19 protein-coding genes are annotated in these 24,788 nt (G+C 72.0%); 12 read left to right on the top strand and 7 right to left on the bottom strand.

The window, feature by feature from the left end:
• Positions 1-6 precede the first annotated feature (6 nt).
• A complete protein-coding gene (locus tag ACXJMZ_RS04710) occupies positions 7-900 on the bottom strand; it encodes an RNA polymerase sigma-70 factor (protein WP_457028710.1) in 894 nt (297 codons plus the stop codon).
• A 259-nt stretch (positions 901-1,159) separates the two neighbouring features.
• Here ACXJMZ_RS04710 and ACXJMZ_RS04705 point away from each other — a divergent pair, with 259 nt between their 5' ends.
• Positions 1,160-1,759 (top strand): hypothetical protein, encoded by a 600-nt coding sequence (locus tag ACXJMZ_RS04705; protein WP_457028709.1) that lies wholly within the window; start codon positions 1,160-1,162, stop codon positions 1,757-1,759.
• On the opposite strand, the gene ACXJMZ_RS04700 is transcribed toward ACXJMZ_RS04705, so the two are convergent.
• Complete coding sequence (locus tag ACXJMZ_RS04700) at positions 1,747-2,760, bottom strand: hypothetical protein (RefSeq protein WP_457028708.1); 1,014 nt, start codon at positions 2,758-2,760, stop codon at positions 1,747-1,749. The genes ACXJMZ_RS04705 and ACXJMZ_RS04700 overlap by 13 nt on opposite strands.
• A gap of 269 nt (positions 2,761-3,029) precedes the next feature.
• Here ACXJMZ_RS04700 and ACXJMZ_RS04695 point away from each other — a divergent pair, with 269 nt between their 5' ends.
• Both ACXJMZ_RS04695 and ACXJMZ_RS04690 read left to right on the top strand, forming a co-directional pair.
• Positions 3,030-4,571: a M20/M25/M40 family metallo-hydrolase gene (locus ACXJMZ_RS04695; RefSeq protein ID WP_457028707.1), complete on the top strand. Its 1,542-nt coding sequence runs from the start codon at positions 3,030-3,032 to the stop codon at positions 4,569-4,571.
• A 185-nt stretch (positions 4,572-4,756) separates the two neighbouring features.
• The gene (locus ACXJMZ_RS04690; protein WP_457028706.1) at positions 4,757-5,707 is read left to right on the top strand and encodes a GNAT family N-acetyltransferase; all 951 of its coding nucleotides are present in this window, start codon (positions 4,757-4,759) and stop codon (positions 5,705-5,707) included.
• Between the two features lie 180 nt (positions 5,708-5,887).
• Here the strand turns inward: ACXJMZ_RS04690 and ACXJMZ_RS04685 are convergent, their stop codons facing one another.
• The 3 genes from ACXJMZ_RS04685 to ACXJMZ_RS04675 all read right to left on the bottom strand — a co-directional run bounded on the left by ACXJMZ_RS04685 (position 5,888) and on the right by ACXJMZ_RS04675 (position 8,844).
• Positions 5,888-6,760 carry a peptidase gene (locus ACXJMZ_RS04685; protein WP_457028705.1) on the bottom strand — a complete coding sequence of 291 codons (873 nt, stop codon included), beginning with the start codon at positions 6,758-6,760 and terminating at the stop codon, positions 5,888-5,890.
• A gap of 2 nt (positions 6,761-6,762) precedes the next feature.
• Entirely contained in the window at positions 6,763-8,079 is a 1,317-nt protein-coding gene (locus ACXJMZ_RS04680; protein ID WP_457028704.1) for a VWA domain-containing protein, read from the bottom strand.
• Positions 8,080-8,145: 66 nt separating this feature from the next.
• Positions 8,146-8,844, bottom strand: a complete 699-nt coding sequence (locus ACXJMZ_RS04675) for a TetR/AcrR family transcriptional regulator (RefSeq protein ID WP_457028703.1) — start codon at positions 8,842-8,844, stop codon at positions 8,146-8,148.
• 92 nt (positions 8,845-8,936) lie between these two features.
• On the opposite strand from ACXJMZ_RS04675, the gene ACXJMZ_RS04670 reads away from it, so the two are divergent.
• The 8 genes from ACXJMZ_RS04670 (at position 8,937) to ACXJMZ_RS04635 (ending at position 19,856) form a co-directional block, all read left to right on the top strand.
• Positions 8,937-10,124 (top strand): FAD-dependent monooxygenase, encoded by a 1,188-nt coding sequence (locus ACXJMZ_RS04670; protein ID WP_457028702.1) that lies wholly within the window; start codon positions 8,937-8,939, stop codon positions 10,122-10,124.
• A gap of 113 nt (positions 10,125-10,237) precedes the next feature.
• A complete protein-coding gene (locus ACXJMZ_RS04665) occupies positions 10,238-10,747 on the top strand; it encodes a DUF1269 domain-containing protein (RefSeq protein ID WP_457028701.1) in 510 nt (169 codons plus the stop codon).
• 115 nt (positions 10,748-10,862) lie between these two features.
• Positions 10,863-12,200, top strand: coding sequence for an FtsW/RodA/SpoVE family cell cycle protein (locus ACXJMZ_RS04660; protein WP_457028700.1), 1,338 nt, complete (start codon positions 10,863-10,865; stop codon positions 12,198-12,200).
• 113 nt (positions 12,201-12,313) lie between these two features.
• Entirely contained in the window at positions 12,314-13,720 is a 1,407-nt protein-coding gene (locus ACXJMZ_RS04655; RefSeq protein WP_457028744.1) for a penicillin-binding transpeptidase domain-containing protein, read from the top strand.
• A 202-nt stretch (positions 13,721-13,922) separates the two neighbouring features.
• On the top strand, positions 13,923-15,158 hold the full coding sequence (locus tag ACXJMZ_RS04650) for a glycosyltransferase 87 family protein (protein ID WP_457028699.1): 1,236 nt from the start codon (positions 13,923-13,925) through the stop codon (positions 15,156-15,158).
• Between the two features lie 12 nt (positions 15,159-15,170).
• Positions 15,171-16,802 (top strand): DUF2079 domain-containing protein, encoded by a 1,632-nt coding sequence (locus ACXJMZ_RS04645; RefSeq protein WP_457028698.1) that lies wholly within the window; start codon positions 15,171-15,173, stop codon positions 16,800-16,802.
• A 158-nt stretch (positions 16,803-16,960) separates the two neighbouring features.
• Positions 16,961-18,283, top strand: a complete 1,323-nt coding sequence (locus ACXJMZ_RS04640; RefSeq protein WP_457028697.1) for a hypothetical protein — start codon at positions 16,961-16,963, stop codon at positions 18,281-18,283.
• A 40-nt stretch (positions 18,284-18,323) separates the two neighbouring features.
• The gene (locus tag ACXJMZ_RS04635) at positions 18,324-19,856 is read left to right on the top strand and encodes a N,N-dimethylformamidase beta subunit family domain-containing protein (RefSeq protein ID WP_457028696.1); all 1,533 of its coding nucleotides are present in this window, start codon (positions 18,324-18,326) and stop codon (positions 19,854-19,856) included.
• Positions 19,857-19,863: 7 nt separating this feature from the next.
• Here the strand turns inward: ACXJMZ_RS04635 and ACXJMZ_RS04630 are convergent, their stop codons facing one another.
• On the bottom strand, positions 19,864-21,570 hold the full coding sequence (locus ACXJMZ_RS04630) for a penicillin-binding transpeptidase domain-containing protein (protein WP_457028695.1): 1,707 nt from the start codon (positions 21,568-21,570) through the stop codon (positions 19,864-19,866).
• 119 nt (positions 21,571-21,689) lie between these two features.
• A complete protein-coding gene (locus tag ACXJMZ_RS04625; RefSeq protein ID WP_457028694.1) occupies positions 21,690-23,540 on the bottom strand; it encodes a dolichyl-phosphate-mannose--protein mannosyltransferase in 1,851 nt (616 codons plus the stop codon).
• Positions 23,541-23,741: 201 nt separating this feature from the next.
• Here ACXJMZ_RS04625 and rsmI point away from each other — a divergent pair, with 201 nt between their 5' ends.
• Complete coding sequence (gene rsmI, locus ACXJMZ_RS04620; RefSeq protein WP_057227441.1) at positions 23,742-24,587, top strand: 16S rRNA (cytidine(1402)-2'-O)-methyltransferase; 846 nt, start codon at positions 23,742-23,744, stop codon at positions 24,585-24,587.
• The last annotated feature ends 201 nt before the right edge of the window (positions 24,588-24,788 follow it).

The following is a 24,788-nucleotide window of genomic DNA, read 5'->3' as shown; positions in this document are numbered from 1 at the left end:
GACGACTCACGGGTTCTGTGACAACTCCGGCAGCTGATTCGCCAGAAAGGCCAGTTTGTCCGGGTTCCGGACCAGCCGGATGCCGGTGACCCCGGCCTCGCCGACCTCCAGCGCACCGAACGAGGTCAGCTCGCCGTCCTCCCAACCGAGCACCACCGGGCCGCCGTTCGCCTCGACGACCTCGATCCGCACCCCGTTCACCCACCGGGCGAACAGGCCCGCCAGGAACCGGGCCACCATCTCCCGGCCGACCACCGGCCGCAGGGCCGCACTCACCTTGCCGCCGCCGTCCGACCACGCCACCACCTGGTCGGCGAGCAGCGCCTCCAACTGCTGCATCGCCCCCTGCGCCGCCGCCTCCAGGAACCGGGCCAGCAGTTCGCTGCTCAACCCCTGCGAGGAGACGAACCTCGGCCGGTCGTCGGCCAGATGCTGCTTGGCCCTGCGGTACAGCTGCCGCGCGTTCGCCTCCGAGCAGTCGAGCACGCCCGCGATGTCCCGATGGCTGTAGTCGAAGGCGTCGCGAAGCACCACAGTCGCCCGCTCCGGCGGCGTCAACCGCTCCATCAGCACCAGCACCGCCAGCGACACCGCGTCCCGCTGCTCCGCCGTCTCCATCGGCCCGAGCGCCCCGCTGTCGGTCCGCACCGGCTCCGGCAGCCACGGCCCGACGTACTCCTCGCGCTGGGCCCGCGCCGAGGTCAGCCGGTTCAGACACAGATTGGTGAGCACCTTGGCCAGCCACGGCGCAGGCGCCACGACCTGGCCCGGCTCGGTCCGGTGCCACCGCAGGTAGGCGTCCTGGACGGCGTCCTCCGCCTCGGTCGCCGACCCGAGCATCCGGTACGCCAGCGAGAACAGCCGAGGCCGGTGTGCCTCGAACTCCTGTGCCTTGTCCATGGGGTGACACGCTAGTGCCGCGCCCGGCAAGGTTTGCCCCATCGCGCCGCCCGGCACGCGCCCTCCTTGCCCGGCATCGGGCAGGAGGGGCCCTTTCGCCGCACCGGTCAAAGGCCCAAGTAGCTCCGCTACGAGTGGCCTTCGTCCGGCACGCCGAGAGCACGCACCGAACGACGCGATGGGGCAAACCTTGCCGGGCGCGGCACTAGACGAGCCGTCACGATCTCGAACCGAGCCGGTGGGATGGTATGGATGGGGGATGCGCTTCGAAGCCGTCCCGATGCCGTCCTCCGTCGCGGCCAGGCCCCAGGACAGTCGCGGGTACCCGGTGCCCGCCATCACGCCGTGGGAGGGGGAGGAGCCGCAGTTCGCGCTGACCGACCACGGATTCAGTGCGGCGTGCGCGCGGGAGCGGCTCTGCTCGGTGTGCGGCGGGGTGATGCCGGCCGGCACGGTCTGGCGGGTGGTCGGGGCGACCGAGAGTGCGGCGATCGGCGAGGCGCTGGCGGTCGGCCGCCCCTATCGCAACCTGGCCCCGACCCTGGAAGGGCCGGGGCACCGTGCGTGCATGTTGTACGCCTCGATGGTCTGCCCGTACCTGGCCCGGCCGAACGCCCGGCGCGGGCTGTCGGCCCAGCAGCCCGACGAACTGACGGAGCATCTGGTCCGCGGGACGGTCCGGGGCGGGACGGGCGCGGTCGTGGGCTTCGCCGACTACGAGTACGCGATCACCCCGAGCCAGGTGCTGTTCCGTTTCCTCGCCCCGGTCGAGTTCCTGCCGCACACGCAGTCGGAGGAGCATCTGGGCCTGCTGCGGGCCGAACTCGACCGGGCGGTGGGGCCGGTTCAGCCGCGGTAGGCGGGCAGGCCGGCCACCGAGGAGACCAGCTCGGGTGCGGCGGATCCGTCGGCGGGCAGGGTGGCGACGCCGTTGGGGGTACGCACCGCGATGGTCCTGCCGTCGCGGGACCAGGCGGGCTCGGTGTAGTCGGTGGTGGCGCTGGGGGTGAGGTCCGTGGGTGCCTGGTTCTGCCCGTGGACGCCCTGCTTGAAGATGTGGTCGTGGCCGTCGACCGAGCGGACGAAGACCACGAACTTGCCGTCGGTGGAGAGCGCGGGCTGGGATCCCTTGGTCACGACCTTGCCCTGCTGACGCAGGTAGTCGTCGCGGATGTAGACGTCACCCTCGGCGGTGTTGGCGTAGACGGTGGTGCCCTGCGGGTCCGAGCCGTTGATCCAGGTGTTGCCGGCGGTGGGCAGCGCGGGGGCGTCATTGTCGGAGTAGGAGCCCAGGTGCAGGTCGGTGGGGACGCTGCCGGCGGTGTCGGCGGGCACGGTCGCCAGGTGGGTGGTGCCGCTCGCGGCGATGGTGAAGAAGATGTTGTTGTTCGCCGGGAGCCCGTCGTGCGGGCCGACGACCTGCCAGGTGGGGTGGGACCAGGTCTGACCGCCGGGGTTCTTCGCGACCACGGAGCCCGCGCTGCCGTCGGGACGGCTGACGACCAGGTTGCCGCTGCCGTCCACGAACGCGGCGCGGGAACCGTCCGGGGACCAGGCGAGGTCGCGCACGACGGTGTGGAAGTCGACGGTGTCACCGTTCACCAGCACCAGGTTGGTGCCGTTGCTGATGGTCAGTCCGGTGTTCGCGGTCTTGTTCACCGGCGAGATCGGCGCGGAGACGGCCGGGGCGCTCGGAGCGGCCGAAGGCGTGGTGGCCGCCGTGCTCGGAGCGGCCGAGGACGGGGCAGGCGCGGCGGTGGTGGTGCCCGCCGGGTCGCAGGCGGTGAGCAGCAGGGTGCTGCCGGCGGTGAGCGCGCAGACCAGCGAGATGGCGGCGTGGCGACGGGTACCAACGGACATGGTGATTTCCCCCCGGAAATGACGAGCGTGGATGTGAGTTCCTGCCGTGAGACGCTCATCGGTCGTTCGGCCCCGTTGTCACCAGGCGACCGGCTGCTGCTCCGTGCGATGAGAGAACTGTGTCAGCCACACATCCGCGAACTGTTGAGCGAGTGTCACTGCGCGGCAACAGTCGCCGGTTCCGGGTTTTTGATGTGCACGGGGCGAAGTCCGGCTACGGTCTCTCCACACTCCTCGTTGGTTATTGACGGATTGTCGGAGGAATCACCTTGAACTCTCGTGCCCGTCGTTCCCTCGGTTCCGCGCTCGCGGTGGCTGCGCTGACCACGCCGGTGCTGTTCGCCGGTGCGGCCGGTGCGGCCGCGAACGGCCACGGACCCGACCCGGCCAGGAAGGCCGCCCAGCTGGCGGCCAAGCTGGTCGAGCAGAGCAGCGGCAAGGACGCCTGGACCACGCTGGAGCGGCTGCAGAGCTTCGCCGACCGCAACGGCGGTACCCGGGTGGCGGGTTCCGCCGGGCATGCCGAGTCGGCCGACTACGTGGCGGCCAAGGCCAGGGAGGCCGGGTTGAAGGTCTCCCGGCAGGAGTTCGACTACGTCTTCAACGAGACCTTGGCCGAACGGCTCGCGGTGGTGTCGCCGCAGGCCGAGCAGCTCGCGGTGGTCGCGATGACCTACTCGGCGAGCGGCCCCGACGGCGGGCTGGTGGCCCCGCTCGCGGTGGTGCCGGTGGACGCCACCTCCGGCTGCGAGCCGACGGACTACCCGGCCGGGGCGGTGACCGGGAGGATCGCGCTGATCCAGCGCGGCGGCTGCTCGTTCGGGGTCAAGCAGACCGCCGCGGCGGCGGCCGGGGCGGCCGGTGTGCTGATCTACAACAACGTGGACGGGCCACTGGCCGGGACGCTCGGCGACCCGGCAGTGGCCAAGGTGCCGACCGGCGGCCTGAGCCGGACGGACGGTGAGGCGCTGGCGGCCGAGGCGGCGGCCGGCCCGGTCACGCTGAACCTGGACATCAGGACCTGGGTGGAGACCCGGAAGACCTGGAACGTGCTGGCCGAGACCCGGGGCGGGGACGAGAACAACACCGTGATGGTCGGCGCCCACCTGGACTCGGTCATGGCCGGCCCCGGCATCAACGACAACGGTTCGGGCTCGGCGGGCATCCTGGAGGTGGCCCGCAGCCTGGCGGACCGTCAGGTGAAGAACAAGGTCAGGTTCGCCTGGTGGTCGGCCGAGGAGTTCGGCCTGGTCGGCTCGAAGGCGTACGTCGCCGCGTTGCCGGCGGCCGAGCAGCAGAAGATCAAGCTGTATCTGAACTTCGACATGATCGCCTCGCCCAACTCGGCCCAGTTCGTCTATGACGGCGACAACTCCGACCAGGTCGGATCCGGCCCGGGGCCGGAGGGTTCGGCGCAGATCGAGCGGCTGCTCAACGGCTACCTGGACGGCCGTCGGAAGCCGCACGAGGGCGCCGACTTCACCGGACGCTCGGACTACGGCCCGTTCATCGCGGCGGGCATCCCGGCCGGCGGCACCGCCACCGGGGCCGAGGGCATCAAGTCCGAGGCCCAGGCGGCGAAGTACGGCGGCACGGCGGGCGTGGCCTTCGACAAGTGCTACCACCAGGCCTGCGACACCCTGGCCAACTTCGACCACCGGGCCTTCGACCTGAACATCGACGTGATCGCCAACGCGGTCGGCACCTACGCCTGGGACCTCTCCTCGCTCGCCGTCCCGGTCGCGCCGGAACAGACCACCGGCGGCTCGGCCGGCGGCGGTCTGCACGAGGACCACGTGGTCGCCGAATAATTGCTGGACCGTCGGACCTGGTGCCGGGTAGCGTCCCGGTCGATGGCGCATCCGGCGCCAGGTCCGCCTCGGGCGGAGGAAGGAGGCCTCGCGATGTACACCCACATCCTCTCGGCGCTTCCTTCCCGCACAACCGGCTAGAGCCGACTGCACGGAAGCGCCTGCCGACTGTCTTCGGAGGCAGCGTGTTCTTCCGTCCCACCTTCCGTCCCAGCGTCGAGGCCGACCTCGACCTGGTGCTCTCCTGCACCACCGACGAGCCCGTCAGCTGGGCCGACCCCGAGCGCTACCGCCGCATGCTGGGCAACGGCGGCTACCGCCCCGCCCACACCTGGATCGCCCAGGACGACGACGGCCGGCTGCTCGCCCGCGCCGTCTGGTGGGCCTTCCCGGAGAGCGACCGGCCGCTGGCGCTGGACTGCGTCTGGGTGGCCCCCGAAATTCCCGACCGGGTCGGGTTCGCGGCTCGGCTGCTCGGCGCCGCCCACGACGCCTTCCGGGCGGCCGGCTGGGCCGAACTGCCCGAATGGCACCTCTTCCTGGACCCCGCCTGGCGGGACGACCCGGCGGTCGCCGCCGCCCTGGAGTGGCGGCTCGCGGCCGCCGAACGCAGCGGCCTGACCGGCCGGTTGGAGCGGCTGCGGTACGAGTGGACCCCCGAGCTGCCGGTGCCCGAGGCCAGTGGCCGGCTGGTCTTCCGGACCGAACCGGACGACGAGGTCTTCGTGGAGCTGTTCCGGCAGACCGCCGAGGGCAGCCTGGACGACGACACCCGGCGGAACCTGGAACGGCTCGGCGCGGACGGGCAGGCCAGGGAGACGCTGGACTGCTACCTGCAGATGCCGGGGGAGCGGTCCTGGTGGCTGCTCGCGTACACCCCTGAGGGCGAGTTGGCCGGCTTCACGCTGCCGTCCGCCAACCAGGGCGGTCCGGTGGTCGGGTACCTCGGGGTGGTGCCGACGATGCGCGGCCGGGGGTACGCGGACGAGCTGCTCGGTGAGATCACCCGGTTCCACGCGGCTCGGGGCGCGGAGCGGATCGGCGCCGACACCGACCGGGACAACGGGCCGATGGCGGCCTGCTTCGACCGGGCGGGGTACCGCAACTTCGGGGTGCGGCTGGTGCTCACGCCGTAGCGAGCGCTTCGGAAGGCAGGGGCTCGGGGAACTGCGACGCCGACCTCGTGCAAGGTGATCCGTGCAGGGGTGGTCAGGCACTTTCGCCTGTGACCCGCACGCCAGATCTCCTCGCCCACGCGGCGGAGCCGCAAGTCAGCAGAGCCCCGAGCCCCTAGATAGTGCAACTGGACGCCTTGCCTACATCGCAGCGTCGGGCCCGGGGTTGGCCGGGCCGCGGCGCGGGGCACCGCCGCGGGGGTGGCGGGTCAGCCGGTATCCGAGCACACCGGCCAGGGCGGCCAGGATGCCGCCGCCGACGGTCCAGAACCAGCGGGTGTTGCGGCCCTGGAAGGGGGCGGAGTACCAGTGCGTCTCCTCCTCCTCGGGGGCCACCGCGCGGTCGGCCGGAGCCGTCGCCGTCGCCGAGGCGGTCGGGGCGGCCGCTGCGGCGGGGGAGCCGGCGTTGACCGGCGGGACCAGCGGTGCCCGCAGCTCACCGCCCTCGGGCTGGGCGTTGCCCGCCCCGCCCTTGTTGGTCAGCCGCAGCTTCACCTGGGCCGCCAGGCCGAGGTCGTTCTGCGGTACCTGACCCGCGGTCAGCCGGACGTAGTAGGTGCCCGGCAGCGGGTCGCCCGACCAGGGCTCGGCCCAGGAGCGGATCTGCCGCAGGGTGCAGCGCAGCGCCAGGGTGCCGGCCGCGGTCTCGGCGGTGGCGTCCTGCGGCCCGGAGGTGCAGGACTGACGGCGCCGCAGGCCGTCGAAGAGCTCGACCGACCAGCTCTGCGGCCCGTGCCGCTCGGCGCTCGGCGGCAGCGTGACGGTCACGTCCACGGTGGTGGTCTGGCCCTCGGCGGCGCCGAACGCCCAGTACAGGTAGTCACCGGTGGAGGCGGCCACGTCGGCGCCCTGACCGGTACCGAGCGCGATCGCGGTGAGGAAGTTGGTGCCCGCGTCGGTCACCGGCCTGGCGGTGCCCGAAACGGACGGGCKGGGGGAGGGGGAAGGGGAGGCCGCGATCAGCAGCGGCAGCCCGGCGGCGAGCAGTGCGGCCCGCAGTGCAGTGGTACGCATCGTCAGTTCTCCCGCCAGACAGCGATTCGCCAGCGTGCCAGCCAGCCGAAGACCAGCCCGGTCAGCAACCCGGCCAGGGTGAGCACCAGCAGCAGCACCCAGCCACGGCCGAGTCCGGCGGACCAGCCGTCGGGGGCGGGGGAGGCGGCTGCCACGTCGAGGGTCAGCTCCAGCGGCAGGCCGGGCTCGGCGGCGACGCCGGGGGCCGGAGCGAAGGAGTTGCTGACGACCAGACAGACCATGTCCTCCGCCTTCGCGGTGGAGGAGCTGGGAGAAGCGGACGCCGTACGGCCGGAGGACCAGCGCACGCCGGTGGAGGCCACGTCGGTCCGGCCGCTGCCCGCATCGGTGCCCCGAACCAGTTCCTGGCCGCTCGGGTCGGTGGCCTTCAACAGGACGCCGTAGTCCCGGGCCAGCGCCCGGTCGAGCGAGATGCTGACCGAGGCCCGCAGCTCCTGGCCGGGCCGGACGTTCACCCGGTAGACCCGGTGCTCGGCGAACTTCTCCCGGTCGCTGTAGACCCCGGGGGTCAGCACCGGTGCGGTGTCGCACTGTTCGGTGCCGGTCGCCCTGGTCGGCGCGACCCGGTTGGTGGTGCCCGCGCGGTTGACCAACTGCTTGACCTTCTCGGTCAGTTGCTGCTGGCTCTGGACGTCGGTGAAGGTGCCGCCGGTGGCGTTGGCGATGCACAGCAGCTGCTGCCGGGTCTTGTCGTCGTGCGCAAGACCGAGCGTGTCGACCACCAGGTGGGTGCCGAGCGCGGCCAGTTCACGGGCCACCTCGCACGGGTCCGGCGGGGCACAGGAGTCCTCCCCGTCGGTGATCAGCACGATCCGCCGGGTGGTCGACCCGGTGCCCAGGTCCTGGGCGGCGCCGCGCAGCGCCAGACCGATCGGGGTCCAGCCGGTCGGCCGCAGGGTGGCCACGGCGGTCTTGGCCTCGGTCTTGTCGGTCTTCCCGACCGGGTAGAGCTGCTTGGTGTCCTTGCAGCCCTCGGTCTTGTCGTTGCCGGGGTACGTGGCGCCGAGCGTCCGGATGCCGAAGTGGGTCTCGGCCGGCAGCGCGTCGATCACCTCGGTCAGCGACTGCTGGGCCACCGCCATCCGGCTCTTGCCCTGGATGTCGGTGGCCCGCATCGAGCCGCTCACATCCAGGACCAGGTCGACCCGGGGCGGCTCGGTGGCCGCCGCCCCGGCGGTGGTCTCGTCGGCGTACGCGGGAATCCCATGCAGGAGGGCCCCGGCGGATATCGCCAGGGCGGCCAGTAGCCCGAGTGGGCGGGCCGGCAGTCGTCGTCGTGGTGTGGTCACGGCCCGCATCTTATGGATCATCAGTTGGGATGACCAAAGCCGACCGGGTGCTGAACTTGCCTGCCCGGTAAGGAGCTAGGCGATCCGCACCCCGAGCCCGTCCAGGAAGCAGCGCAGTCCGAACTCCAGCGCCTGGTCCTGGCCGTCCGGCTGGGCGGCGTCGGCCATTGCGGCGGCGGTGGCCGGGTAGCTGGTCCGATGAGTGGCGATCAGGGTGCCGAGGGTGGCCAGCAGTTGCTGCTCCGGGCTGCCCTCCGGGCCGGCCGCGCGGGACTGCTGGGAGATCGCGCGGACGTGGCCGGCCAGCACGGCGACCACGTCGAGGCGTTCCGCGCCGGTCAGCGGGGTGTCGGCCAGGGCGGCCACGGCCCGTTCCATCCAGCTGAGTTCGGCCGGGCCGACCAGCCGGGGGCCGACGGTGGCGTCCAGCAGCCAGGGGTGCAGCCGGAAGACGGCGGCCAGCTGCCGGGACCAGTCGGCGAGCGGTTCGCGCCAGCCGGTACCGGTGACCGGCGGGGCCGCGCCGACCGCCGTGTCGACCATCAGGGCGACCAGCTCGGCCTTGCCGGGCACGTACCGGTAGAGCGCCATCTTGGTGACGTCGAGCAGCCCGGCGACCCGCTGCATGGAGAGCGCGCCCAGCCCCTCCGCGTCGGCGATGTCGATGCCCGCGCGGGCGATCCGGTCCAGCGTCAGTGAGGCCTTCGGGCCCCGGCCGGCCTTCGGCGGCGGGCCCCAGAGCAGCCGGGCGGCCGGGGCCAGTTCCTCGTTCATTCCCACTCCCCTTGCGTCGGCCTCAAAACTGCGTCTACTGTACACAGTATCGAAAGTGTCCGACGGACACAGTTTCTGACGGGGGTCTCGTCATGGGTAAGAACGTGCTGATCTCGGGTGCGAGCATCGCCGGTCCCGCACTGGCCTACTGGCTCGGCCGGTACGGCTTCGAACCGACCGTGGTCGAGCTGGCCCCGGCCCTGCGGGAGGGCGGCCAGGCGGTCGACTTCCGCGGCGAGACCCACCTGGCGGTGCTGGAGCGGATGGGCGTGCTGGACCGGTTGCGCGGGTTGGAGACCGGCGGCCGGACCACCGCCTTCGTCGACCCGAAGGGGCGTCGGCGGCTGCAGCTGCCCGCCGAGTTCACCGGCGGCGACATCGAGGTGCTGCGCGGCGACCTGTCCCAGGTGCTGTACGAGGCGAGCCTGCCGTACACCGAGTACGTCTTCGGCGACTCGGTCACCGGCCTGACCGAGACCGCCGACGGGGTGCGGGTCACCTTCCGGCACGGCGCCCCGCGCGAGTTCGACCTGGTGATCGGCGCCGACGGCCTGCACTCGAACGTCCGCCGGCTCGCCTTCGGCCCGGAGCAGGACTACGTCACCCACCTCGGCTACTACGCCGCGACCTGGAAGCTGCCCAACCACCTCGGCCTCGGCCGGGAGACGATCGGCTGCAACACCCCCGGCCGGCTGGCCCAGCTCGGCGGCGGCCACCGCGACCCCGGGGTGGCGGACGCCTTCGTGGTCTTCGCCTCCCCCGAACTGAGCTACGACCGGCACGACCTGACGGCGCAGAAGGCGCTGATCGCCGAGCACTTCGCCGGGATCGGCTGGCACCTGCCCGGGATGCTGGAGTCGCTCCGGGCCGCCCCCGAGCTGTACTTCGACTCGATCAGCCGGGCCGACGTGCCGGTCTGGTCCCAGGGCCGGATCGCCCTGGTGGGTGACGCCGCCTGCGGCGCGACCATCGGCGGCATGGGCACCGGCACCGGCGTGGTCGCCGCGTACGTGCTGGCCGGTGAGCTGGCCAGGGCCGCCGGGGACCACCGGGCCGGGTTCACCGCGTACGAGGGCCGGCTGCGGGAGTACGCCCAGGGCTGCCAGAAGGGCGGCGACCGGACCGGGAAGTTCCTCGCTCCCGGCCGGATCGGCGGCCGGCTGCGGGACGTGATGCTGAACCGGCCCGCACTGATGACCTGGATGCTCAACGAGGGCAGGAAGGTCAGCACCGTCGAGCTGCCGGACTACCCGGCGGAGCTCGGGGCGACGGTCGGGTGAGCCGCGATGGCCGGGTGAATATCGGACACACCGGCATCAACAGTCATAAATATGGCTAATCCTCGTTAGGGTGCCTGTGAAGCCGTGCCCGTCGAGTTGGAAGGACCCATCCCGTGAGCAACCTGTTCGCGATCGCCTACCCCGACCTCGCCACCGCCGAGCAGGTCCGGAGCACCGTGGTCGGACTGCAGAAGCAGAAGCTGATCGACCTCGAGGACGCCGTCGTCGTCGAGCGCAAGTTGGACGGCAAGATCAAGCTGCACCAGGCCGTCTCCACCACCGGGGCCGGTGCCGCCTCCGGTGCGCTCTGGGGCGGCGTGATCGGCCTGCTGTTCTTCATGCCGTTCCTCGGTGCGGCCGTCGGCGGTGCGACCGGTGCCGCTGTCGGCGCCTCGACCGACGTGGGTGTGGACGACAACTTCATGCGCCAGGTCGGCGAGCACCTGACCCCGGGCAGCGCCGCCGTCTTCCTGCTGGTCCGCAAGGCCACCGCCGACAAGGTGATCCCGGCGGTCGCCCAGTACGGCGGCCAGATCATCCAGACCTCGCTGAGCGCGGCGGCCGAGGCCGAGCTGCGCGCCACCGTGGCGGCGGCTCGGGGCGAGGCACCCGTCACCGTCTGACACCACTTCAGGCGGGGGCGGGCGGAGCCTGACGGCCCGTCCGCCCCCGCTGCTGTCCCAAACCACCTCCGACAGGACGCCCGTGGCCTCTCCCTCCGCCGTAGCCAGGGCCGGTGTGCCACGGCGACACCCGGTCAAGAGCCGTCGCAACACCGAACTGGTGCTGGTGCTCGGGGCGGTGCTGATCGCCGTCTTCGGGTACGTCGAGGTCGGCGTCAACATCGACGGCGAGGTCCCGTCCGGCGCCGCCGGGTACGGCGCGGCGCTCGGCGTGCTGGCCCTGCTGGCGCACGGGGTGATCCGCTGGAAGGCGCCGTACGCCGACCCGCTGCTGCTGCCGATCGCGATCCTGCTGAACGGGATCGGACTGGTCGTCATCTACCGGCTGGACCGGGCCACTCCGGGCAGCGAGGCCGCGCCCACCCAGCTGCTCTGGTCCGCTCTCGGGGTGGCGCTGTTCATCGGCGTGGTGGTGCTGCTGCGCGACCACCGGATCCTCCAGCGGTACGCCTACATCGGCGCGCTGGTGGCGCTGGTGCTGCTGATCCTGCCGATCTTCTTCCCGCCGGTCTACGGCTCCCGGATCTGGATCGTGATCGGCCCGATCTCGTTCCAGCCGGGCGAGTTCGCCAAGATCCTGCTGGCGATCTTCTTCGCCGCCTACCTGGCCGTGCACCGGGACGCGCTGGCGCTGACCGGCAAGAAGGTGTGGAAGTTCCAGTTCCCGCGCGGCCGAGACCTCGGCCCGGTGCTGCTGATCTGGGCCGCCTTCGTCGGGGTGCTGGTGCTGGAGACCGACCTCGGCACCTCGCTGCTGTTCTTCGGCCTGTTCGTGGTGATGCTGTACGTGGCCACTGCGCGCAGCGGCTGGATCGCCATCGGCCTGTTCCTGGCGGCGGTCGGCGCGGTCGCGGTCGGCTGGCTCTCCCCGCACGTGCACAGCCGGGTCACCGACTGGCTGGACCCGCTGGGCTCGATCGCGGCCGGGCAGGGCGCCAACCAGATCGCCCAGTCGCTGTTCGCGTTCGCCTGGGGCGGGATGCTCGGCACCGGTCTGGGGCTCGGCCACTCGATCCTGATCGGCTTCGCCGCCAAGTCCGACTTCATCCTGGCCACCATCGGCGAGGAGCTCGGCCTGACCGGGCTGATCGCGATCTTCCTGCTCTACGCGCTGCTGATCTCACGGGGTTTCAGGACCGGGATCGCCCTCCGGGACCCGTTCGGCCGGCTGCTGGCGATCGGCCTGGCCGCGATCGTCGGCATCCAGCTGTTCGTGGTCGCGGGCGGTGTGCTCGACCTGATCCCGCTGACCGGGATGACGCTGCCGTTCATCGCCCAGGGCGGCTCCTCGGTGGTGACCAACTGGATCATCGTGGCGCTGCTGGTCCGGATGAGCGACCAGGCCCGCCGACCCGCCCCCGAGCCCGCAGCCGACCTGGTGGAGCAGCCGTGACGTTGAGACGAAGGTCCGAGGCCGACTCCACCGGCGGCCCGCAGGGACTGCCCGGCATCTCCACCACCGGCCGCCGGGCCGGCACCTTCTGCCTGGTGCTGGTGCTAGCGCTGATGGGCCAGGCCACCTACGTCCAGGTGTTCCAGGCCGATGAGCTGGACGACAACCCGGCCAACCAGCGGGAGACCATCCAGCGTTACGCCCAGCCGCGCGGCAACATCCTGGTCGGGGCCGACCCGGTGACCGGCGCGCCCCCGACCGGCGGGCGGTACGCCTACAAGCGCACCTACACCGACGGCCCGATGTGGGCGGCGGTGACCGGCTACTCCTCGCAGACGTACGGGAACACCCAGATCGAGGGCGTCGAGGACGACCTGCTCTCCGGCACCGACCCCCGGCTGGCCAGTTGGGCCCTGTGGGACGAGATCGCCCGCAAGCAGAATCCGGGCGGCGACGTGTACACCACGCTGAACAGCGCCGCCCAGCAGGCCGCGATGAAGGGCCTCGGCAACCAGACCGGGGCGGTCGCCGCGATCGAGCCCGCCACCGGCCGGATCCTCGCACTGGCCTCCACCCCGAGTTACGACCCGGGCAGCTTCGCCGGCTCCTCGACCGCCGACCAGGAAGCCTGGAACAAGCTGCAGGCCGACAAGAACCAGCCGATGCTGAACCGGGCGCTCCGTCAGATCTACCCGCCCGGCTCCACCTTCAAGGTGGTCACCGCCGCCGCCGCGCTGGCCAACGGCGTGGTCACCGACATCAACGCGCCGACCACCGCCCCGTACCCCTTCGTGATGCCGGGCACCACCACCGAGCTGGTCAACGACACCAGCGCCTGCGACACCCCTGGCCAGTCGCTGGACCAGGCGATGGTCAACTCCTGCAACAGCGTGATGGGGTACCTCGGCACCCAGGTCGGCCTGGACAGGATGGTCTCGATGGCGCAGAACTTCGGCTTCAACGACGCCAAGCTGGACACCCCGGTCCGGGCCGCCCGGTCCAACTTCGACACCGCGATGAACGCCTCCCAGGTCGCGCTCTCCTCGATCGGCCAGTACGACACCGCCGCCACCCCGCTGGTGATGGCGATGGTCGCGGCGGGCGTCGCCAACAACGGCACCGTGATGTATCCACAGCTTGTGGACAAGCTGACCAAGAGCGACGGCAGTTCGGTCCAGGTCATGCAGCCCACCGAGTACCGGAAGGCGATGAGCCCCACGGTGGCCGGCCAGGTGCAGCAGCTGATGACCGACGTGGTGGCGAACGGCACCGGCCGGAGCGCCCGGATCAGCGGCGCCACCGTCGGCGGCAAGACCGGTACCGCCCAGCAGGGCATCGACAACTCCGGCATCCCGTACGCCTGGTTCATCTCCTGGGCCAAGCCGAGCGGCTCGAACCAGGTCCCGCCGGTGGCCGTCGCCGTGGTGATCGCGGACAGCAACGCCACCGACGTCACCGGCGGCGGGCTGGCGGCCCCGATCGCCAGGTCGGTCATGCAGGCCGTCCTGAAAGGAACCTGACGGACTTGCAGCGGCACTGTGACAAGGGATGTGGCGGGAGTCACGGCCCGCTTCGCCGGGCTCGGCTAGCGTGGACGGCTTCGAGCCACGCCGTAGGGGGAAACCGTCATGCCTTCACACCGTCGAAGTCAGCCTGCCCGCTCGACGGTGGCGAGCCGTCATGCCTGACCGGCTCAGAGCGCTGATGCGGACCAGAGCGCTGATGCGCACCAGCACGGCCAGCACGGCGCTGGTCGCGCTCGCGCTGCTCTCGGTCTTCGCGGTGGTGCGGCACTTCCACGGCTTCAACATGGTCGACATGCTGGTCTACCGGGCCGAGGGCGCGGCCGTCGCCAACAGCCAGGACCTGTACGCGATGCGGCTCCCCGGCTGGGACCTGGCCGCCACCTACCCGCCGTTCGCCGCGGTGCTCTTCGTACCAGGCACCTGGTTCGACGTCTCGCTGCTGCGGGTGCTGGTGACGCTGGGGAACGTCGCCCTGCTGGCGCTGCTGGCGCACCTCTCGTTCCGTCTGGTCGGCTGGCCCAAGCGTGGGAACACCGGTCCGGCGATCCTGCTCGCCGTCGGCCTCGGGGTCTTCCTGGAGCCCGTCTACACCACCTTCCAGTACGGCCAGATCAACCTGCTGATCGCCTGTCTGGTGCTCTGGGACCTCACCCGGTCGGACGCCAACCGCCTCAAGGGCGTGGGCATCGGCCTGGCCATCGGCATCAAGCTCACCCCCGGGGTGTTCACCGTCTACCTGCTGCTGACCGGCCGGATCCGGGCCGCCGGGGTGTCGGTGGTGGTCTTCGTGACCACCGTGCTGCTCGGCGCCGTGGTGGTGCCGGGCGACTCGTACGGCTTCTGGACCGAGCACCTCTGGGACTCCCGCCGGGTCGGCGTCATCGAGCTGGTCGACAACCAGTCCGTCCGGGGCATGGTGGCCCGGCTGCTCTCCACCAACGACCCCGGCCTGCTCGCCAGTGCGTTGACGGGCCTCGTCGGCCTGCTCGGCTTCGCGGTCGCGGCGCTCGCCGCCAGGTCCCGGCTGCGCCGGGCCGAGGCCTGGGCCGTGGTCACCGTGGCGCTGACCGGCGTGTTGGTCTCGCCGATCAGCTGGAGTCACCACTGGGTCTGGTGCGTGCCGCTGCTGATCCTGCTCTGTGCCGAGGCCGCCCAGGAGATCCGGGTCCGGGGCCGGTACGGCCGCTCCTGGCAGGACCGTCGCTGGCGTGTCCTGCTGGCGGTGACCGTCCTGGTCTTCGGTACCCATCTACTCTGGACCGTGCCCAAACGGGCCGGCCTCGGTATCGAGCCGTACTGGCAGCCCGTCAGTTCGCTCTACCCCCTGGTCGGCCTTGCGGTGCTCGGACTGACCGCCGTCCGGCTGCGGCGCAGCGCCCGCCGGGTGATCCCGGTACGGACGGTGTCCACCGAATCCGTACTGGCCAAGTAGATATGACGTGATGTGACGCTCCAGCCTGTCGACCGGCCGCGCCTTCGGGCTGCCCGGCTGCTGCCCGTGCCCGGCCGGGGGACCGGTCTCTCCGCCACCCACCGGACCCTGCTGTCGACGGCGGTCTGCCTGCTGGTCTGCCTGGCGATCGGGTTCCAGCAGTGGTCGGCCCTCCAGTTGGGCGGCTTCGACGTGGGGATCTTCGACCAGGGGGTGCGCGGGTACGCGGACCTCGGGCTGCCGGTCTCCTCGCTGAAGTCCTTCCACCACGAGTTCCCGCCGGGCTTCTCGCTGCTGGGGGACCACTTCTCGCCGGTGCTGGCGCTGCTCGCCCCGCTGTACTGGGTCTGGGACGACCCGCGCTCGCTGATCATCGGTCAGGCCCTGCTGTTCGCCGCCGGAGTGCCGCTGGCCCGGCGGATCGCCACCCGGTGTTTCGCGACGGCGGACCGCCGGACCGCCCGCTGGGCGGTCGACCTGGCCGGACTCGCCTACGGCCTCGGCTGGCCGTTGCTGGTCGCCTCGCGCGGGGGCTTCCACGAGGTGGCGTTCGCCGCACCCCTGACGCTGCTGATGTTCGAGCGCGGTCAGGTCCGCCGGTACGGGGGAGTGGTGCTGGCGGCGGTGCTGCTCTGCGGCACCAAGGAGGACCTCGGCCTGCTGGTCGGCGCCTACGGGCTGGTCCTGATCCTGCGGGCCCGCCCGAGCCGCCCGGCCGCTGCGAGCTGGGACCGGCGGCAGCTCGGCCACGGCCTCGGCCTGCTGGTCGGGGGACCGCTGGCGGCAGCCGTGGCGATCACCTGGCTGATCCCGGCGATGGGCGGCCAGCCCGGCTACTACTGGAACTACGCGGCGCTCGGCGCCGACGGTGGCGACGCCCTGCGCAACGTGCTGGCCGACCCGCTGCTGCTGGTGCGGGCCGCCTTCGACGCCCCGCTCAAGCCGCTGCTGCTGCTCTGGCTGCTCGGCACCACACTCGCGCTGCCGCTGCGCTCGGCCACCGTGCTGTGTGCGCTCCCGCTGCTGGCCGAGCGGATCCTCTCCAGCAATCCCAACCACTGGTCGATCGCCCGGCACTACGACGTCTTCCTCTGGCCGGTGCTGCTGACCGCCACCCTGGAGGTGCTCGGCCGGCTCTGCGCGGACGGCCGCCCCCGGGCCGCCCTGGCACGCCGGGCCGGTCTGGTGGCGGCGGGTGTGACGCTGGTGGCCGCCGTCCCGTTCGGCCTGGCCGGGCTGGCGATCCCGTCCCACTGGGCGCCGAACACCAGCCTGGCCGCCCTGCTCCGGGGCGCCGCGCTGATCCCTGACGGTGCGTCGGTGGAGGCGGACAACCAGGTGGCGGTGCGACTCACCGCCCGCACCGACGTGGTGCTGGTGGACGGCACGCCGCGCGGCCGCGACTACGTACTGATCAGGTCGGACAAGCGCTCCTTCCCGTTCGCCACCGACACCGAGCAGGCCGAGCGGATCAGCCTGCTGCTCGCGCACGGCTACACCCGGATCTGGTCGGAGGGCGGTGCGGTGCTGCTGAAGCGGACCTCCGACCAGCCGATTCCTGGCGAGGCCGTCCCCGGCCCGGACAGTGCACCGGTGCAGGACGTGGTCCCGTCCGACGTCGGCCGGAACCTGTTCCGGGGCTGATCCGTCGGCCACCGCCTGACGATCCGTACAAGGCCCGCTCCGGGGTGCTCCGTTTGCGTGACTTGTGGTTCGCGGCATTCCCGCTGCGCCTAAGAGCTCCACATAACAGTTGCCGCTCCTTCCTCGGAACAGCACAACTCAGCCCCTACCCTTCCAGCATGGCGACCACCCGAACCCCCGGAGCACCCGAGCAGGCGGTCTGTACCCTGCACGAGGCATCCCGGTCGGGGGTGGTTGCCGCCCGGATACCGGATCAGCGCACGGCCGTCAGGTCCGCGCACCCGGCCCGGCTCAGGCTGACCCAGCGGCGGGTCGTCCAGGTGCTGGGCTGTGCGGTCGCGGCCGGCTGGGCGGTCGCGTTCCCGCTGGTCTCCGACCTGCCGAACCAGATCTTCTGGGGCGCCGTGGCGGCTCCCGCCTACGCTCTGGCCGGCCTGCTCTGCCTCACCCTGCCGCGCCGGTACTCCGCGCGGGCGGCGGCCGGGGCCGCCGTGCTCGGCGCGGTGCTGCTGCCGCTGGTGCTGCTGGTACTTCAGGGCAGGCACCAGTCCGAGGTGATGGTGGTCGAACGCTCGGCCGCCCTGCTGCTGCACACCGGGAGCCCGTACCTGCCGGACCCGGCCCGGGTCACCGACTACGACCCGTACCTGCCGGCCATGGCGGTGTTCGGGCTGCCCCGGGCGCTGCTCGGCAGCGGCAACCCGGTGACCACGGTGCTCGGGGACGCCCGGATCTGGTTCGCCGTCACCTTCCTGGCCTGCCTGCTGGCCTGCTGGCGGCTGCTCAGGCCGCAGCACTCCGCCTCCCCGCTGCTGCCGCTGGGCACCCTGACCGCCTCCCCGCTGATCGCCCTCGCGCTCGTCGTCGGCGGGGTCGACCTGCCGCTGATCGGGGTCTGCTGTCTGGCGATGGCGCTGGCCGCCAAGGGCCGGGCGATCCCCGCCGGGCTGGTGCTGGTCCTCGCCTGCACCCTCAAGTGGACCGCCTGGCCCGCGCTCCCGGTGGCGGCGCTGCTGCTCTGGCGGCTGTACGGCCGCCGCCCGGCCGCCCGCGCCACCCTGACCGCGGTGGCCGGCAGCAGTGCGCTGGTGCTGCCGTACCTGCTGACCCAGGGTCAGGTACTGCGCGAGCAGGTGGTGAGCTTCCCGCTCGGGCTGACGGCCGTACACACCCCGGCGGGCAGTCCGCTGCCGGGCAAGGTGCTGGCGGGCTTCGGGCCGACCGGGCACACCATCTCGCTCACCCTGCTCTGCCTCGGCGCACTCGGGGTGGCGATCTGGCTGCTGGCCTACCCGCCGACCTCCGCGGTGGCCGCCTGTGACGTGCTGGCGGTCGGCCTGACCGTCGCCTTCACGCTCGCCCCGGCCGGCCGGTTCGGCTATCTGGCGCTCCCGGCGGTGCTGGTGATCTGGCCCCGGCTGGCCGCCAACCCCCGCCCCCGGGACCGGCTCACCACGATTCTCACGGGTGTTCAGCTCTGACCTGGACCCTGTGCCGGTCGAGGCATGGGACGATGCGGACATGGCGCAACATAACGGGCGGCGGCACTTCCTCGGACTGGCTGCGGCGGCAGCCGGTCTGACGGCGTGTGGGAGCACCGCGGCCCCGGCGGAGCAGCCGGTGCCGAGCACGCTGCCGGTGCCGAGCCCCACGCCGACCCAGGTCCAGACCGAGAACGACCGGCCGGGCAACGCCGACTGGCGGGTCACCGCAGCGGGCCCGCCGGACGCGATCGAGGGCTTCACCGACCGGGTCAGCGTCCTCCCCGGCGAGCCGCTCGGGCTGCACGTGTCGACCACCGCCCCCGGCTTCACCGTCTCCGCCTACCGGATGGGCTGGTACGGCGGGGCCAGGGCCCGGCTGGTCTGGAAGTCCGGCCGGCTGCCCGGCGCGGCCCGGCCGGGTCCCACCGTGGCCGCCGGGACCAGGACCGTCCGGGCCGACTGGCCGAGGAGCACCACGATCGACACCACCGGCTGGCCGGAAGGCAGTTACCTGCTCCGGCTGGACGCGCTCGACGCGCCGGGCCAGCGCTTCGCACCGGTCACCGTCCGGTCCCGGGAGACCGCCGGGCGGACCGTCCTGGTGAACGCCGTGGCCACCTGGCAGGCGTACAACGAGTGGGGCGGCCACAGCCTCTACAACGGCCCGACCGGCGGCTACGGCACCCGCGCGACGGAGGTCAGCTTCGACCGGCCGTACCGCTACGACGACGGCGCCGGGCTGTTCCTGGTCTACGAGGCCCCGCTGATCGCGCTGGCCGAACGGCTCGGGCTGCCGCTCGGCTACGTCACCGGGACCGACCTGGCCCGCGAGCCCGAACTCCTGCGCGGGGCAACGGCGGTGGTCTCGCCCGGCCACGACGAGTACTGGTCGAACGAGCAACGGCAGCACGTCGCCGCGGCCCGCGACGCCGGCACCAACCTGGCCTTCCTGGGCGCCAACTGCTGCTACCGCAGGGTCCGTTACGAAGCCTCCGGGCTCGGCCGGGACCGGACCGTGGTGTGCTGGAAGTCCGACTACCGCGACGACCCCGGCTTCAAGGCGGGGCGGCCCGCCACCACCGACTTCAGGTCCGGGCCGGGCGCCGACCCGGAGAGCAGCCTGCTCGGGGTGAGCTACGACGGCTACCCGGTGGACGCGCCGTACGTGGTCAGCAACCCCGGCCACTGGCTGCTCGCCGGTACGGGGGCCAAGGCGGGCGACAGCTTCCCGCACCTGGTCGGGGTCGAGTACGACCTGGTGCCCACCGACGGACCGGCGGCGGGCCCGATCGAGATCGTCTCCCGCTCACCGGTGGTCTGCGACGGCCGCCGCAGCCGGGCCGAGTCGGCGTACGGCACGGTGGCCGGTGGGGCCGGGGTGTTCGCCACCGGCACCATGCGCTGGGTGGAGGCGCTGGACGCCGACGGCCCCGGCGGCAGCCGGGCCGACCACGGGATGGACCACCGGGCCGGGGCGTTCACCCGGCAGGTCACCGAGAACCTGCTGCGGGCCTTCGCCACCGGCCCGGCGGGCCGTCAGTACCCCGTGCAGCACCCGATGGGCGCCTGATTCACCGTCAGCCGTTGCCGACCTTGAGCACCAGCGCGGCCGCAGGACCGGCGGCCGCAGCGCCGTGCCCGCCGCCGCCGACCTCGGCGGCCACCGCGAGGTTGCCCCGGTAGGCGGTGAACCAACTGTTGTCGTCGGCCTGGCCGTTGACCTGGGCGGTACCGGTCTTGGCACCCGCCCCGGCGGTGATACCGCTCATCGGCCCGGCGGCGGTGCCGCTGGTGGCGGTCAGGTTCATCATCGCGCGCAGGCCCTGCAGGGTGGCCGGGGAGAGCGTCCGGTCGGCCTTCTGCTGTTCGGCACCGGGCACCAGGATCGGCTGCCGGAAGGTGCCGCTCTGCACGGTGGCGGAGATCGAGGCCATGGTGAGGGCGTTCATGGTGATGCTGCCCTGGCCGATCAGCTGGGCGGCGCGCTGGTTCTCCCCGGACGGTGCGGGGGCCTTGGCAGGGGCCAGCAGCATGCCGGTCTTCCAGGTCGGGCCGATGCCGAAGGCGTCCTTGGCGAGGGCTTCCATGTCGCCGCTCTTGAGCACCTCCAGACCCTTCTTGATCAGGGCGGTGTTGCAGGACTGGGCGAGGTCCTGGGAGAACTTCCAGTCCTCGTGCGGGTCGGGGAAGTCGTTCTTGAAGGTCTGTCCCGCCACGCTCAGGGTGGCGGGGCAGGGCAGCACGTCGTCCGGCTTGACCCCGGCCTCCAGCAGCGCGGCCGCCGTGACCACCTTCATGGTGGAGCCCGGTGCGATCGCGGCCAGGAAAGCCCGGTTCTGCCCGCCGGCCGGGGCGTTGGCGAAGGCCAGCACGTTCCCGGTGCTGGGCTCGATCGCGACCAGCGAGGCCGGGAGGGTGCCGCCCTTGGACGCGGCCGCCACCGCCTTCTCGGCCTCCGCCTGGAGCTTGCCGTCCAGGGTCAGCTTCAGCGAGGGCGCGGGCTTCGGGTCGGTGATCGTGAACAGCTTGTCCGCCGTGCCGCTGCCGTCGTCCTTGGTGATCACCACGCCGGTTCCGGCGTCCTCCGGGGCCCCGGAGGCGTTCTGCTTGAACCTGGCCATCAGGGCGGGGGTCAGCGAGGCGTAGTTCAGCGGCTTCCCGTTGCGGTCCAGCACCATCGCGGGCTCCGCGAAGACCGGCTTCACCGCGATGCTCTCGCCGCCGTCCAGCTTGGGGTTGATCACGCCCGGGGCCCAGTGCACGGCGGCCTTGCCGTCGCTCATCTTGACCAGGCCGAGCCGCCCGTCGTAGTTCCACACGTTGGTGGTCCCGGCGAACTCCACCCGGGCCTTGAAGCTCAGCGGCACCTCGGTGCCGACCGGAGCGCTCGCGCTCGCACTCGCGCTCGTCGAGGGGCTGGCCTTCGCGGAGGCGGAGGCGGACGCGCTGGCGGAGGCGGCCGGCGCACCACCGGGGGTGAGCGTGACGGCGCTCGGCTTCACGTTGTCCTGGAAGGCCTTCAGGGCGGCGATCGCGGTGTCCGGCTTGTCGGTCAGCGCCCCGGCCGCCGCCAGGTCGCCCTTGGCCCAGGCCTCCAGGAACGCCTTCGCCCCGGCCGCGGCCAGGTCGGCGGTGGGCGCCTCGGCCACCACGGTCCTGACCTTCGGGGTCTTGGCGGAGTCGTCCCCGGCCATTGCGTCGTACACGTTGTACGCACCGAACCCGGCGGCGCCGACCAGCGCCGTGCAGACGGTGGCGATGCCTATCTTGGCGCCCTTGTTCATGGTGCGGAATTCCCCCGATGGTCAGGTCAGATCCAACCCACAGTAAGGGGGGGAACTCTGTGTACCTGCCATCGGCGGGTCACTTGTGACGCATCTGGTACAGAGAGGCGAACGGTGCGTCAGATCCAGCTGTTGAACCACATCCGGGCCCGCCAGTCGTCCATCGGGATGGTCTGCCCGGTGTAGATCGGCAGGAAGTAGAGGAAGTTCCACATCACCAGCAGGACCAGCAGTCCGGCCGCCGTGCCGCCGATCATCCGCCGGTCCCGGGAGGCCGTCACCGGACCGATCAGCGCCCCGAGCAGCATGGTCACCGCGAGCACCAGGAACGGCACGAAGATCACCGCGTAGAACAGGAAGATCGTGCGCTGCTGGTACATGAACCAGGGCAGGTACCCGGCCGCGAGCCCGCACAGGATCGCGCCCGCCCGCCAGTCCCGCCGCAGCACCCAGCGGTACAGGCAGTACAGCAGCGCGACCAGGCCCGTCCACCAGAGCAGCGGCGTACCGATCCCGAGCACCTCGGCCGCGCACTCGTTCACCTTGCAGCCGGACTGGCCCATCTTCGGCGACTCGTAGAAGAACGAGACCGGGCGGCCGACCAGCAGCCAGCTCCACGGGTTGGACTGGTAGGTGTGCGCGCTGGTCAGGCCGACGTGGAAGTCCCACATCGTCGCGTGGTAGTGCCAGAGGCTGCGCAGCGCGTCCGGCACCCAGGTCAGGTCGAACTGGAACGGCATCTTGACGCCGCTGACGTACTCGGGCGAGAGCCCGTCCCGGTGCAGGGCCCAGTCGCGACCGTATCCGCCCTTGCCGGGCTCGGTGCTGGACATGAACCAGCCGGTCCAGGAGGCCACGTAGACCACGATCGCGACCGGCACCAGCAGGAACCCCGCCAGCAGGCAGTCCGAGATCGCGTACAGCAGCGGGAACCTGATCCCGGCCAGCCGTCGCGTCCCGAAGTCCCAGCAGATGCTGAGCAGGAGGAACGCGCCCAGGATGTACGCCCCGCTCCACTTGGTCGCCAGGGTCAGCCCGATGCAGACCACCGCCGCCAGCCGGTACGGACGCCAGCCGAGGACCAGCCACCAGCCGCCGCTCGGCGCACCCTGCTCCAGCCTGCGGGCGACCAGCCCCCTGGTCCGGTCCCGGTCGAGCAGCAGGAAGCCGAACGCCGCCAGGCACCAGAACATCACCACCAGGTCGAGCAGCGCCGACCGGCTCATCACGAAGTGCAGCCCGTCCACCGCCAGCAGCAGCCCGGCCACCGAGCCCAGCAGGGTGGAGCGGAACAGCCGACGGCCGATCCGGGCGATCATCAGCACCGAGAGGGTGCCGAGCACCGCGACCGCGAACCGCCAGCCGAACGGGTTCATCCCGAACCACTGCTCGCCCAGGCCGATCATCCACTTCCCGACCGGCGGATGGACGATGTACGACGGGTCGGGCCGGAACGGGATGGACTGCTCGGGGGAGAGGATCCTGCCGTTGGAGTCGTCCGGCCAGTTGGTCTCGTAGCCGACCTGCCAGAGCGAGTAGGCGTCCTTGGCGTAGTACGTCTCGTCGAAGATCATCGAGTGCGGGCCGCCCAGGCCGCTGAACCGCAGCACTCCGGCGAACAGTGCCACCGCGAGCGGGCCGAGCCAGCCGGCCCAGCGGCACAGCCAGGACCACAGCGCGTCCGGCAGCCGCAGGCCGAGGCGGAGCAGCACCGGCGACGGCGGTACCCGACGGGGCGTCACGCCGGGGCCGTCCGGCATCGGCGGCACCAGCCGCTCCGCCGTCCCGGCCCGCTCGGGCATCCGGTAGCCGAACCGTTCCAGTCCACCCCGTCGGCTCGGCCGCTCGGGCTCCGCGGGACGGGGCCCCGGCACGGGGGCAGCCTCGTCCGGCAGGACGGCTCCGCCCCGCTCCGAGTGGTCTACGCCAACCGGCCCCTCAAGGCCCTTTTCGCCGCTCACCCGCCACATCGTAGGGGTGGCTTCTGAGCAGGCAATGGATCGCTGTGATCCTGCCCCTTTCGTCACCAATTCTGCTGTGCCTAAAGTGCCTGACCAGTCACGTGCGGATCACCTTTTGCGAGGTCGGCGTCGCAGTTCCCCGAGCCCCTGATGGCTGATGCCCGGAGCGCAGGTGCCCGAGCGTCCGCCAAGAGCTGGGAGGATGGTCGGGTGACAGGCGTACTCGTGCTCGCAGGAACTCCCATCGGTGACGTCTCGGACGCGCCGCCCCGACTGCTCACCGAGCTGGCCACGGCGGACGTGATCGCGGCGGAGGACACCCGCCGCCTCCGTCGGCTGACCCAGGCGCTCGGGGTGACCCCGACCGGCCGGGTGCTGTCGTACTTCGAGGGCAACGAGGTCGGCCGGACCCCGGAGCTGGTCGAGGCGCTGCTGAACGGCTCCCGGGTGCTGCTGGTCACCGACGCCGGGATGCCGTCGGTCTCCGACCCGGGCTACCGGCTGGTGGACGCCGCCGTGGCCGTCGGGATCAAGGTCACCGCCGTGCCGGGGCCGTCCGCCGTGCTCACCGCGCTGGCGCTGTCCGGCCTGCCGGTGGACCGGTTCACCTTCGAGGGCTTCCTGCCCCGGAAGAGCGGCGACCGGGCCCGGACGCTGGGCGAGCTCAAGGCCGAACCGCGCACGATGGTGTTCTTCGAGGCCCCGCACCGGATCGCCGAGTCGCTGGCCGCGATGGCGGACGCCTTCGGGGCCGACCGTCCCGCCGCCGTCTGCCGCGAGCTGACCAAGACCTACGAGGAGATCAAGCGCGGCGGTCTGGCCGACCTGGCCGCCTGGGCCGCCGACGGCGTCCGGGGCGAGATCACCGTGGTGGTGGCGGGCGCCCCGCCGGCCGTCCCGCAGGAGCACACCCCGGCCGAGCTGGCCCGGCTGGTCACTCTGCGGGAGCAGGAGGCGGGCGAGCGTCGCAAGGAGGCGATCGCCTCGGTCGCCGCCGAACTGGGCCTGCCCAAGCGGGAGGTCTTCGACGCCCTGGTGGCCGCCAAACACGGCTAGTGGCTGCACCGGCACGCGCGTACCTTGGAGGAAGCACTCCGTAAAGCCATGGCTTGTTGAAGTTTTGGCCCGGTTGTCGTACAGGCCTTCCCAATTCGGAGCCAAGCTTCGGAAAGCCGGTTGGCGGAGAGCGGGCCCCGGGCATTCCCTGGGATGGAAAGACCCGAGCCGGGCGAACGCCCGGCGGGCGCTGGGAGACGG

Source organism: Kitasatospora sp. P5_F3, assembly GCF_054049135.1.
Note: the sequence above shows the minus strand (reverse complement) of the source record. Positions and strands in the feature narration are given on the sequence as shown.